General features: G+C 43.1%; 16 protein-coding genes. 11 read left to right on the top strand and 5 right to left on the bottom strand.

The window, feature by feature from the left end:
- The 7 genes from QXL29_08125 to QXL29_08095 form a co-directional block, all read left to right on the top strand.
- Positions 1-818, top strand: an 818-nt coding sequence (locus tag QXL29_08125; protein MEM2284552.1) for an ABC transporter permease, incomplete at its 5' end; no start/stop codon positions are given.
- Positions 815-2,293, top strand: coding sequence for an ABC transporter permease (locus QXL29_08120; GenBank protein MEM2284551.1), 1,479 nt, complete (start codon positions 815-817; stop codon positions 2,291-2,293). The genes QXL29_08125 and QXL29_08120, both read left to right, overlap by 4 nt.
- A 5-nt stretch (positions 2,294-2,298) precedes the next feature.
- On the top strand, positions 2,299-3,369 hold the full coding sequence (locus tag QXL29_08115; protein ID MEM2284550.1) for an ATP-binding cassette domain-containing protein: 1,071 nt from the start codon (positions 2,299-2,301) through the stop codon (positions 3,367-3,369).
- Between the two features lie 51 nt (positions 3,370-3,420).
- A complete protein-coding gene (locus QXL29_08110) occupies positions 3,421-4,485 on the top strand; it encodes a hydroxymethylglutaryl-CoA synthase (protein MEM2284549.1) in 1,065 nt (354 codons plus the stop codon).
- Positions 4,486-4,490: 5 nt separating this feature from the next.
- The gene (locus QXL29_08105) at positions 4,491-5,621 is read left to right on the top strand and encodes a thiolase family protein (GenBank protein MEM2284548.1); all 1,131 of its coding nucleotides are present in this window, start codon (positions 4,491-4,493) and stop codon (positions 5,619-5,621) included.
- Position 5,622: 1 nt separating this feature from the next.
- Positions 5,623-6,027, top strand: coding sequence for a Zn-ribbon domain-containing OB-fold protein (locus QXL29_08100; protein ID MEM2284547.1), 405 nt, complete (start codon positions 5,623-5,625; stop codon positions 6,025-6,027).
- Positions 6,028-6,193: 166 nt separating this feature from the next.
- The gene (locus QXL29_08095) at positions 6,194-7,348 is read left to right on the top strand and encodes a PLP-dependent aminotransferase family protein (GenBank protein MEM2284546.1); all 1,155 of its coding nucleotides are present in this window, start codon (positions 6,194-6,196) and stop codon (positions 7,346-7,348) included.
- A gap of 70 nt (positions 7,349-7,418) precedes the next feature.
- On the opposite strand, the gene QXL29_08090 is transcribed toward QXL29_08095, so the two are convergent.
- Positions 7,419-8,300 carry a hypothetical protein gene (locus QXL29_08090; GenBank protein ID MEM2284545.1) on the bottom strand — a complete coding sequence of 294 codons (882 nt, stop codon included), beginning with the start codon at positions 8,298-8,300 and terminating at the stop codon, positions 7,419-7,421.
- Between the two features lie 53 nt (positions 8,301-8,353).
- Between QXL29_08090 and QXL29_08085 the strand changes: the two genes are divergently transcribed.
- The gene (locus QXL29_08085) at positions 8,354-9,067 is read left to right on the top strand and encodes a hypothetical protein (GenBank protein MEM2284544.1); all 714 of its coding nucleotides are present in this window, start codon (positions 8,354-8,356) and stop codon (positions 9,065-9,067) included.
- 152 nt (positions 9,068-9,219) lie between these two features.
- On the opposite strand, the gene hsp20 is transcribed toward QXL29_08085, so the two are convergent.
- From hsp20 to QXL29_08065, 4 genes are all read right to left on the bottom strand, one after another.
- Complete coding sequence (gene hsp20, locus QXL29_08080; GenBank protein MEM2284543.1) at positions 9,220-9,756, bottom strand: archaeal heat shock protein Hsp20; 537 nt, start codon at positions 9,754-9,756, stop codon at positions 9,220-9,222.
- Positions 9,757-9,867: 111 nt separating this feature from the next.
- Positions 9,868-10,215 carry a zinc ribbon domain-containing protein gene (locus QXL29_08075; GenBank protein ID MEM2284542.1) on the bottom strand — a complete coding sequence of 116 codons (348 nt, stop codon included), beginning with the start codon at positions 10,213-10,215 and terminating at the stop codon, positions 9,868-9,870.
- Positions 10,216-10,244: 29 nt separating this feature from the next.
- Entirely contained in the window at positions 10,245-10,499 is a 255-nt protein-coding gene (locus QXL29_08070) for a hypothetical protein (GenBank protein ID MEM2284541.1), read from the bottom strand.
- A gap of 41 nt (positions 10,500-10,540) precedes the next feature.
- Positions 10,541-10,969, bottom strand: a complete 429-nt coding sequence (locus QXL29_08065) for a C2H2-type zinc finger protein (GenBank protein ID MEM2284540.1) — start codon at positions 10,967-10,969, stop codon at positions 10,541-10,543.
- 132 nt (positions 10,970-11,101) lie between these two features.
- Here QXL29_08065 and QXL29_08060 point away from each other — a divergent pair, with 132 nt between their 5' ends.
- The 3 genes from QXL29_08060 to QXL29_08050 form a co-directional block, all read left to right on the top strand.
- Positions 11,102-11,296 carry a ribbon-helix-helix domain-containing protein gene (locus QXL29_08060; protein ID MEM2284539.1) on the top strand — a complete coding sequence of 65 codons (195 nt, stop codon included), beginning with the start codon at positions 11,102-11,104 and terminating at the stop codon, positions 11,294-11,296.
- Positions 11,297-11,351: 55 nt separating this feature from the next.
- Positions 11,352-11,654, top strand: coding sequence for a hypothetical protein (locus QXL29_08055; protein ID MEM2284538.1), 303 nt, complete (start codon positions 11,352-11,354; stop codon positions 11,652-11,654).
- On the top strand, positions 11,626-12,318 hold a 693-nt coding region (locus QXL29_08050; protein MEM2284537.1), incomplete at its 3' end, for a hypothetical protein. The genes QXL29_08055 and QXL29_08050, both read left to right, overlap by 29 nt.

Here is a 12,318-nt window from a genome sequence, read left to right as displayed (position 1 = left end):
TAACCCTTAACTTAGGGAAGACTCAAAGTCCTGAAGTAGCGAACGTTGCTGGATTAGCGCCTAACTCGCCAGTTAATAGTGTGATACTATCATGCCTTCCTAGAACCATATTCATGATAACTTTTGCCGAGGCTATAGTGATATTAATAGCTTTAGCTGTAGGTCCTTTCGTAGTTTACAGGATTGGCTCTCTCACTGATAGGTTAGTAGTAGCCTACGCGGCTCTAATGAATGCATTCCCTATCTGGTGGGTCGCTCTAGTGATGTTGCTTGTGTTTAGTTATGATCTTAGGATCGCCCCCACGCAGTTTAGACCTGTCGTAGGTCATATTGACGCTCTGTTATCGAGTATGAGTGATATTACGCGGTTTGACATCCTGAAGTTTCGTGATGAACTAGTTAATGTGCTGAGTTACGTTTGGCTACCGATGTTGACTATAGTAATAGTCCTCACTGGTCCCTGGATCTACAGCATTAGAGCAATGTTGATAAAGATAGTTAAAGAAGACTTTGTTACAGCAGCAGTAGCTAGAGGGCTTCCTGAGAAGCAAATACTGAGGAGATACATTATAAGGCCGGCAGCATCTCCTATAGTAACCAGCGTCCTCTTAGGTTTAGCGGGTACTTTAGGCGGGTACATAATAACTGAGTCTGTGTTTGACTGGCCAGGTATGGGGACCCTATACTACGCAGCTGTAACCGGCGGTGACGCCCCGACGATACTAGCGCTCACGTATATTTTCACGTTGGTTTACGTGATAGCTCGTTTCATTCTAGAGATGCTCTATGTCATCTTAGATCCTAGGGTGAGACTATGAGCGTGTTAAGCAAGATATTTGAGTCTTGGTCTTGGATTAGAAAAGAAATCCTTTCTCAGTTAAGCGGTAAGTTAGCTCTAGCACTCTTAATAGCTCTAATCGTGACCTCTATTTACGCGGCGTTAGTTATGCCGCCTGACTACACTAAGTACTGGGATGTGGGGTCAAAATGGGTAGATAACCCCCTAAACGCTCCGCCAGCATGGGCTTCCTACCTAGGCTACACCTGCGTACCTCAGACATACTACGATTTGAGAAGTCTCAGCCCTGCTGTAAGTGAGGTGTCGGGTAGGTTAACATTCACTTACAACATCACCTACAATTTAGAAGTTAGAGAGTACCCTCAGAACATGAGGATTAAAGCTAATATAGTAGTACCTCAGGGAGTGATGAACGCTAGGATACGTGTAGACGTTATTAAGCCTGACAGGGCTAGGCTTCCAGCTATCTACGATAGGTACGTTGACTTAACTAATACTTCCGTCATAGAGTTAAACCTGGATAAACCAGAAGGCATAGTAACTGCTATCATGAGTGCTTATAGGGAATTAATAGAAAAACTGAAAGTAGAAGAAATATATGTCAACCCCATGAAGTATATTTTCGGGAATCTAAGCTATTCGGAAGACGCTGAAAGCGTGGTGACTACCCCGTTACTCGGAAAATACGTCTTCATAATTACTGTCGACTTCAGAGCCTTTAACGTGCAAGCAGAAACTATCCTAAGGTCTATACAGAGATCAAGAGAATTTTCGTTACTAGTTATAGGAACTTGCTATGGGTTAATGGGTACTGACTATAAAGGTAGAGATTTAGCAGAGGGTCTCTTCTTCGGATTTCCAATAGCTCTCGCAATAGGGCTTTTAGTAGCTCTAGCTTCTACCGCGATAGGAGTTATTGCTGGGCTCATCAGCGGGTATTATGGAGGCTTCATAGACGAGTTTATACAGAGAACTGTTGACGTGATGGGTTCGATACCATTACTACCCATATTGATACTCGTAGCTCAGTCAATAGCTAAGACATATACGGGAGAGGATAAACCCATAATAATGCTGACTGCCATATTTGCTGTGTTAATAGTCTTTAGTTGGGGAGGTCTCACCATAATAATAAGATCAATGACTTTAAGTATTAAGAGCGAGCTCTACGTGGAAGCCGCTAAAGCTGCCGGCGCTAGTAACTTAAGGATAATAACTAAGCACATACTGCCGCAGATAGTCCCCTACATAGCTGCGTCCCTGGTTTACTCTACTCCCAGCGCGATACTTACTGAAGCAGGGCTTTCAGTGCTGGGGATAAGACACGGCTTCCCGACATGGGGTAATATATTAGCTGAAGCTAGGCAGAACGGAACCATATCTCAGTGGTGGTGGATATTACCGCCAGGTTTCTTAATAGCTATAGTTTCATTAACGTTCGTGCTGTTAGGTCTTGCTCTAGAGAGAGTTGTTGAGCCTAAATTGAGGAGGTGAGTGTGTTGAGTGAGGTTAAGCTTAAAGTAGATAATCTCAAGAAGTATTTCCCTATCAGGAGAAGCATACTTGAAGTATTGAGTGGTAAGCCGCCCAGACACGTTAAAGCAGTTGACGGGATAAGCTTCGAAGTTATCGAGGGAGAGATATTCTGCTTAGTTGGTGAGTCTGGGTGCGGCAAAACAACAGCTGGTAGGTTAATAGCTAGACTTATAGAAGCGACTGGCGGTGACGCCCTATATAAGGTTTCAAAGAATATTAGAGATTTAATACCTGAGAGATTACTCGTTAATGGAGACTATATAAATCTCTTCCGTAAGCTACCTAGCGAGGTAGATAAGCTACTAAGGCTTGACATACAAATAATATTTCAAGACCCATACGGCTCCTTAAATCCTAGGATGACTCTAGGGAGTATATTAGAGGAGCCTCTCATCATACACTCAATAGGGAGTACTAAGGAGGAAAGGCAGGAGATAATATACAGGGCTTTAAGCGAGGTCAAGCTCAACCCACCTGAAGAATTCGTGGATAGGTATCCACACATGATATCTGGTGGTCAGAGACAGAGAATAGCTATCGCGAGAGCCATGATACTTAATCCCTCGTTAGTTGTGGCTGACGAGCCTGTAAGCATGCTTGACGTATCTATAAGAGCTGAGATACTCCAGTTAATGCTTGATTTGAAAAAAATAAGGAATCTCTCATACATATTCATAACACACGACCTAGCAGTAGCTAACTACATATGCGGCAGGATAGCGGTGATGTACTTAGGTAAGATAGTTGAAGTAGGACCTACAGAAAAGGTAATTAATAATCCTAAGCATCCCTACACTATCGCTCTCATATCAGCGGTTCCCGAACCAGACCCCTCTAATCGCTTAAAGATCAGGGAAGTCCCGATAAAGGGTGAGGTACCTAGTGCTGCAGCAGTACCTAGTGGGTGCAGACTACATCCACGTTGTCCTTACGCCATGGACGTCTGTAAGAGTAAAGAACCACCTATGATAGAAATTGAGCCAGGACATCAAGTCGCTTGCTGGCTCTATAGCAAGGAAGCATCTTCATCTTGAAATATACTCAACAATAAAAGCTTTTTTTCTCTTCATTTAAGGGTTCATCCCTTGAAGTATTCGGGATTTAAGAGTGGTATTATTGGTTGGGGCGCGTACATACCTGTTTACAGGATCAAAGCTAAAGACATAGCAAGACTTTGGGGGTTTGACGAAAGAATCACAGACTCTTTATGGATTGAAGAGAAAGCTGTTGCTGGAGTAGACGAAGACACAGTAACTATGGGCTGGTATGCGGCTAGGTCAGCACTAGTGAGAGCTGGTGTAGATCCGCGTGATGTCGGGGCTGTGTTTGTTGGCACGGAATCAAAACCATATGCTGTTAAGCCTTCATCAACAATAATAGCTGACGCTCTAGGGATCTCCACAAGAAAACTATCGACAGACCTAGAATTCGCTTGTAGAGCGGGGAGCGAGGGTGTCAGGATCGCCGTATCACTAGTTGAGAGCGGTACTGTGAGGTACGGCCTAGCCATAGGCTCAGACACTGCTCAAGCCAATCCTGGGGATGTGCTGGAATTGACTGCGTCGTCAGGCGCAGCAGCCTACTTAGTAGGACCGGCAGACGAGTCAGTCGCTGTCTTCGAGGCTCTAGTCACTTACGTTACCGACACACCAGATTTTTGGAGGAGAGAGGGCTCTAGGTATCCTGCTCACGGCGAAGGCTTCACCGGAGAGCCTGCGTACTTCCACCACATCGTGACTGCAGTAACTATGTTAATGAGTGAGTCAGGACTTAAGCCAAGCGACTTCGACTACGCGGTATTTCACCAACCTAACGGTAAGTTCCCCCTCCAAGTAGGGAGGATGCTTGGATTCCCGAAAGAGAAGGTGTTGCCGGGGATAGTGACTCCGTGGATTGGCAACACCTACAACGCGTCAGCCCTCTTAGGCTTAGCTAAGATCCTCGAAAATTCTAAGCCTGGTCAGAGAATCTTAGTCGCTCCGTTTGGTTCGGGTGCTGGAGCCGACGCTGTCAGCGTCTTAGTTACTGATAAAGTCTTGGATAGAGTGGGTAGAGCGCCCACGGTTGAGGAGTTATTATCGCGTAAGAAATACATATCTTACGCTGAATACGCTAAGTTCAGGAGTCTCATACACAGGAATTTAGGGTGATGTAGTTGAAGGCCTACGTGGTAGGTAGTGGTGTTACTAAGGTAGACAGACACTACGACAAGAATTACTTAACCCTAATTGATGAGGCTGTGAGTAAGGCTCTCGCAGATTCAGGGCTTGACGCCTCTGACGTAGAGTATCTCGTAGTCTCTACAGCATTCTCTGAAACCATACTTGATCAAGTCGACCCGTCAACATACATCGCTCAGAATCTAGGACTCAAGAACGTTAAAACACTAACGATAAGTAGTGGTGAGGTTTCTGGCGCGGTCGCCTTAGATTACGCATACTCTCTAGTTAAGGCTGGGAGAGCACGCAGGATACTTGTAGTAGGTTTCGAGAAGATGAGTGAGTATCCTTCGTGGGTCATCAACAAAGTCTATGCGAAGATACTTGAGTACGAGGTCGAAGGCATCAAGAACGTGACGCCTCCTGACTACGCAGCACTAATCATGAGTGAGTATATGAGGAAGTATAGAGTCTCAAGAGAAGACATAGTTAGGTGGTCTGTCAAGATGCACGAGAACGCTGTGAGAACTCCTCACGCGCAGTTGCAGTTCACTATATCTGTGGATTCTCTAGGCAGAGCTTTAAGAATCTCTGAACCAGTGACCATGCTTGATTCCCACCCAGTGAGTGATGGTGCTGCCGCGTTGTTAGTAGCTGATGAATCAGCTACTAAGAAAACGAATAGAGAGCCTGTTGAAGTAGTTGACGTAGAGTCTTCTGTTAATCTGCCTATCTACTTACGTGATGACATAACCTACTTTAGCGCTACAGCCTCTGCTTACAAGAAGCTATCCAGCAAGAACGAGATTAAGTTGAGTAAGACTACTGCGTTAAACGTGTATGACACGTACGACATTTACGGGCTCTTAACTATTGAGGCTCTCGAGATTTGCGGTAGGGGTGAGGCTCTCAAGTGCTTGAGTGAGATGCCTTACTTGAATGTCGGGGGAGGGCTTAAAGCAAGAGGTCATCCAGTAGGAGCTACCCCAATCTACCAAATCCACGAGTTGCGTGAGTTGATGAGCGGTGCTAGCTGGGTGAGGTATGATGGCGATATATCTCTAGCTCACTCTATGTCAGGTCCTGATAACAACGCGTGGCTAATTTTATTGAGGAGGTGGGTCTGAGATGAGGCACTCTATCTCTATATTCTGGCGCTTAAAAGACAACCACTACAAGATATACGTTACTAAATGCAGGAATTGTGGTAGGGCCTCGTCTTTCAAGCGTCTCAGGTGCCCCTACTGCGGCTCACAAAACATAGAGTACCTAGAATCTAGAGGGTTTGGCGAGTTAATCAACTACACAATATCATACTACAGGACTGAGGGCAGTGAGCAATACTTACCTAGAGTAGTAGGTCTTGTAAGACTTGATGAAGGTCCTGTAATAGTCGGGGAGATAACTGACGTAGACCTTAACGAGCTTTCTGTCGGCGCGCGCGTTGAGGCAGTCTTAAGAAAATACTCTAGTGAAGATCCTAACGGATTAATATATTATGGCCTGAAGTTTATACCTGTAATAAAGAAGTGACTTAAGAACAAAAATATAGAGTAAAACTTAAAAACATCAGTCAAATATTTTATAGGGATTTAACACGGTTGACTACTTAAAGCTACTTGCTAAAAGGTCAGAGTTATTCAAGGCTTCAGACGTCAGAGAGTTACTGAAGTTAACTGAGGGCAAGAAAGTAATAAGTTTGGCTGGTGGAATGCCCGACCCGCAGACCTTCCCTAAGGAAGAGTTAGCCGAGATAGCTCAAGAAGTGATTAGTGAGCGCGGTGACGTATCACTTCAGTACGCACCTACTGCTGGAGTAACTGAGTTCCGAAAAGAGTTGATGAGTTTCCTTCAAAGGAAAGACATCAGAGTTGAGAATGATGATTCTATAATAATAACTACGGGTTCTCAGCAGGCTCTAGACCTGATAAGCAGAGTCTTTATTGAAAGAGAAGACGTGGTTATTGTTGAGTTGCCTACGTACCTGGCCGCGCTTAACGCTTTCACGCTCTCACACCCGCAGATAGTCGGGATACCTGTTGACGAGAATGGTATGAGAGTAGATATTCTGGAAAGAGAACTTAAGAGAGTATATGGTGAAGGGAAGAGCGTGAAATTCATTTATACGATACCTGTTGCTCACAACCCTGCCGGCGTTACGCTCAGTATCGAGAGGAAGAAGTATCTTTTAGAGCTTGCCTCGAAATATGACATAGTCATTATTGAGGATGACCCCTACTCTTACTTTGTCTATGAGAGTGGGGTAGACGTAACGTCTCTCAAGACTTTAGATAATGAGGGTAGGGTAGTTTACTTAGGTACTTTAAGCAAGATACTCTCGCCAGGTCTTAGAATCGGGTGGGTTTTAGGCAATCACTACGTAATCGACGTGCTTGAGAGAGCTAAGCAGACAGCAGACCTGCACACGCCCACTCTAACACAATACATAGCGCTTGAGTCAATAAGACGTGGGTTGATAGACAAGACTATAGAAAAAGCAAAGCAAATCTACAGGATTAAGAGGGACGTAATGCTTGACGCACTAGCTGATCACATGCCTGAGAAGACCTGGTGGCCTAGACCTGTCGGAGGACTCTTCGTAATGGTTTTCCTCCCGTCGTTCGAGATAGACACTAGAAAGCTACTTCCTGAAGCACTAGTAAAAGGCGTGGCCTACGTGCCGGGAGCTTCTTTCTTCGCTAACGGCGGTGGCTGGAACTCTATGAGACTCAACTTCAGCTTCCCACCACCAGATAAGATAGCTGAAGGAATTAGAATTTTAGGAAGTCTAGCTAAAGAAAAAATTAAGGAGCCTGTAGGGCCTATAACGCCAGAAAGTTTTTACACTATGTGAGACCTCCTCATTATATAGCATATACAATAAGTTTTTCTAGATCTAGTTTGAACGATTCTTAAGTAGTTTCTTATCTAAAGTTCACCAAGACTCTCTCAAACAAGCTTAAGGCTTCAACTGCTTGACTTAATTCATTTACAGTCTTGACTTGAGACTCTATTATGTGCGGACTTATTCCGTTTAAGTATCTTGCCGAATACTTAGGTTTGAAGGTTTTAGGTCTTGCTAACCTGACTTTTGACGGGATCCCGTGGTAATGTAGGCTTAGTGTGAAAGTCCCTGGAGTTATGTAGACCCACGCGCCATCTCTTAATAAGTTCCTCAGGTCTATCTCAGTATCCTCAGTTATGACTAGCAAATCTGCATCATCTTTTAAGTCTTCTAAGCTCCTCTTCAACGGTAGTCCTAAATCTCTCAGGCTCTTAAGGTGCTCGGCATTTAAGCATAGTATTTCTGAGTTTCTGTAGTTCTTGAACGCAAGACCTAACACGTAGGCGGTGAACCCACACCCTATTATAAGTCCTTTCTCAGAACTCTCTACTAGTTTAGTGAGTTCGTGAATATACCCAAACTCTACGTGTAGTGGAGAAATTTTCTTGAGTTCTATTCCTTTAAGACTCACTAACGCTTCTTCAGGTACTACAGCATACTCAGATGCGAGACCGTCTATGTCGAGACCTAAGACCCCGTACTTCGTGTAGGGCATCACTCCATAAACTTCACCAGGCATTACCTCAGTCTCTACACCAGGCTCTATAACTCTCACTAAACCGAAACTCCCTAAAGTCTTACCTGATTTTACGTTCTTTAATACGTTCTTGTTCTTATACGGGGAATAAATTAACGCGCTTAATACCTTGACTAGCACGCGTCTAGAAGGTATTGGGGGTATCGTAGACTCTTCCAGAAGTGCCTCATTATCATACCACTTAACACTCTTCAGAGATTTCACCTAATGAGTTTAACGTTCAGGTTTTTAAAGAATTGATTCGTAGAAGAATTTAGGTGGGTAGTCTGCTCTTCAAGAGAAAGATATCACTAGCCAAGATTTTCAACCATGTTCACACACTTGACGAGAAAGAACTCATAGAATTAATCAAGCAGGGAATTAACGAGTTACGTAATTCCGGAAAAACAACTAAGCTTTTCTTCGTGGTCAGCTTAATATTAGAAGATAACGTGTCAGGGCATCAGAGACTAGCACGGATATTAAGGGAAGTCTGCAAGACTGAGTGCTACAGTACTAACTGGATTAAGTATCTAAACTATTTTAAACCGAGCTTCGCCCCAATAGCTCTTATAAGAAACTTAATTAGTTCTCCGCTAGACTCAGTTTCTGAGAACCTACTTATCGAGTTAGTTAGGAGTCTTGAGTGTGACGAGCTTCGAATGCTTAAGAGTGAGGGTTACTTAGGTATGTGGCCCCCCCTACTCAAGCACTACGTAAATACTGTACTCAATATACGAAAATGTGAATCACTATATTCTGAGACGCTAGCCCTACTTAACGACGCGATACTCTATGATCTAATCAAGCATGAAGACGTTGTAGAAATACTTAAGGATCATAACCTACGAGTAGTCATTAAGAGAAAAGGAGGTATTTACAGCGGTATAGAAATATACTATAATAACACCAAGATAGAAGCCACGAACTTTAACGTGCTTGGCTTCCTCAAATTCTATCAACGCTTAACAACAACTCAGGGTAGACAATAACTGAAATCTCCGCGTCTTGAGTTAATGAACCCTAAATTCAAGCAGATATTGAGGGATAGCATCGGTGGAACTAGAAAGCCGCTCAGAAAAACGTGCTCTAGTTAAGAAGTGCTTGATTAGGAATGAATTGTTAAGAACTAATAGATTGGCTATCAATCTACTCTTATCTCGTATTCTCCGGAAGCCCCCCTCACTTTCTTGAACTCTATTTCTAGTATTCCGTTCTTGTAACTTGCTTTAGCGCTCTTAACGTCTACCTCGTCAGGTAGGGTGAGTTTCTTAAGGTATTTCTTCCCGTTACTAGCTTGTATTATTAGTTCCTTACCTGACGCTTTAAGTTTTATCTTGTCTTTCTCAACACCGGGCATCTCAACAATTATTCTAACTTTATCTCCTTCGTCTATGACGTCAGCTAAAGGTTCTGCCTCCTCAGTGATCTTAGGCTTCACGCCTTCCCTCCTGACATTACCGAACTCGTCTATCTTTACCTTACCGTCAGGACCTATGTATATTCTGTATCCGTAGACGTAAGGTCCAAGACCTTTCTTACGCAACTCTTCCAACTCTTCAGGACTCATCCTAAATAGCTTCTCACTCTCTTCAATAAACTCACGCATTTCTTCCTCCATCTCTCTAATCCACTCATCAAATATGTCGAATAATGACCTCCTCCTCTTCCTGTAACTCACGAGCACCTCACCATTATACATAGTATTATTAAATCTTATATTCTTTGTATAATCGTGTCATCTACGTTCTCATCACGAGATAATGTATTGTCCTTCAGGGTAGTTAGCTAGTTAGACTGACCTCCTCCCCGCCCTGAAGTGCGGGGGTTCTGGGGGGTTTGGAGCTACATTCCCAGCGTGTGCTGGGTTTAGCTCCGCGCCCGGTCTCAGGCGCTTTACCCCTACCCCGCATAGTGCGGGGCTTGGGGGTATGGTTTTTGTTTTGAGTAGTATGTTGTGTGCTCCAACTAGGTCTGTGTTGAATACTTTGCTGTGTTTGTAGCACTTCAGTAGTCCTCTGCATACTCTCCTGTGGTCTTGGTTCTTCACTATACATAGTGGGCAAGTAGTGGATGTATTCTCTTCGCTGACAAGCTCAACCTTGATGCCGTACTCTTCTCCAACCTCAGTTATTCTCATCAGCAGATACCCATACGTCCACGTGTAACTCAGCTAAACTCAGCTATTAAGAAAGTATTTAATCCTAGCTTGATTAAGTCAGCCGTGTCAGGATCTACTGATACTACCTCGTAGACCGAGTCTACATTACTCTTTTCTACGCTAGCGACTCTTATCCCTAGAAACCCCGACACCTTACTATTTAGGATCTCAAACTCTCTCTCGCTGTGAGTATTGGCTATCAAGAATTTCTTAAGAACCCTCAGGTTAGTGCCTAACGGCGAGTTGACGAACGCGAACCACATAGTCTCTAGCACCACATAATTCACGTTATTTCTGTTTTATATTACCTGCTCGTAGGTAATTCCCTAACACTCTCTAGAACTTCTCTAACTATCTTGTTTATGTATTCTCCGTGCTTTCTCCTAAGATGATTCTCTACAGTAACCTCACTACCGAAAGACTGATCACAAATTAGACATACGTATCTCTCGTTAACTTTGATTACGACTGGCTCGATCTCTAGTATTAGGGGGAAAACTTGTTTTATGATTAGTGATGCCAAATAAGGATTCCTAGTTTTTTCAGTGACTCTCTGTATATATCCTCTAACCCTAAACTTAGAGACCTTATACTTATAACTTATAGAACTAGGTGAGACTCCATCAACAAAATACTCTTTAACGACCATCAAAGTAGAGGAATTCCCTGCTAGTCTCTTAATTACTAAGAACTTGACTAAAGCGACTACAGGGTCTTCCAAACACTCACCCATGAATATAACGACGAACAAATTAAATGATTTTAGCAGTACTTGACTCACGCGTGCGGTGATTAAATTATTCTGTAGTCGATAATTAGAAAACGTATTTAAATTAAAGGTATTATTTTATAAATAAGGATGTGTATGTCGGGCGGTAAAGTAATATCGGTGAAACTACCTAACGACGTAGTAGACTTGATAGACGACATAATATCTGGGAAGTCATATCGAAACAGGAGCGATTTTGTTCGCGACGCTATAATGTGGAAATTAAACAAGCATGGATACAAACTACAAGTAAAAACATCACCTTTCGGAACAGAAATAAAAGACTTTTAAGTTTCTCAACTTTATTCTTACTCTTTGATAGTAAGAGTAATCATGGTGGTGGGGGATGTCTCTCTTTTGGGAGCCTAAGTGGCGTCGAATATCTCTCAATGTTGACGGGGTAACAATAGAGACTTGCCTAGACACTTCAACAAATCTACTATTATGTCCTGTTTGCGTCAAGATTGATGATGTATGCCCTAAAGAAGGAAGTTCTCTCAGGCAAGTAGTTAACGAGCCTCTATTCTTTTCTATCATAGACTTAATTAATCATTTGAGGTCACATACAGTGCCTGGCGGGATTAAACGCATAGTAGTTAAGAAAGAAGAGGAAGAAGAAAGTGTTAGAGAAGAAGAGGAAGAAGACTAAGACGCTAATACTTGGCGATTCATTTAGTAGCAATATTTACGTAGCTCAAAACTCGAGTGATTCGATTCTATTATCATGGGCAGGAACTTCAAGCTCTCTAGACGGGTGGAGTTTCACTAACACGTGTGTTGATAGACTACCTTTATTCCTTGAGAAATCAGAGTGTTTAAAGTGTTTAGGATTTAACACTTACGAGCTCGACTACGAATACGTATTGATTGGAGAGGAAGAATCTTTAAAGACTAAAATCTCATTGAAGGGTGAAGAAGACCCTAAGCATACTTGGTACGACTTATTCCCTAAAACTTACAGCAAGATCTACAAGCCAGTACTTAGCTGGTGTCAGATAATTAAGGTCTTGAGGAATAGAGTTAAGGTCCCTCGTCTCTACGCGAATATTCAGCGTATAGACCCTAACAAGAAAATTGTGTTGCTTGAGGGCGGCGCTACTATAGAGTACGAGAACATAGTAAGTTCGATACCTCAAGACCTACTACTGAGTAAGCTGAAGGGAGTAAATCTTGGAGACATCTCCACGAGTTACGCACGCCTACCCTACAGCATCTCACTCATAATCTGTAAAGCAGACCATAAGATAAGCGATAATGAAGTAGTTGCTTACGCCCTAGGCAGAAAAAGGTATGTGGCCTCACACATAATAATC

This window comes from Zestosphaera sp., from assembly GCA_038843015.1.
In the GTDB taxonomy this organism is placed as follows: domain Archaea; phylum Thermoproteota; class Thermoprotei_A; order Sulfolobales; family NBVN01; genus Zestomicrobium.
Note: the sequence above shows the minus strand (reverse complement) of the source record. Positions and strands in the feature narration are given on the sequence as shown.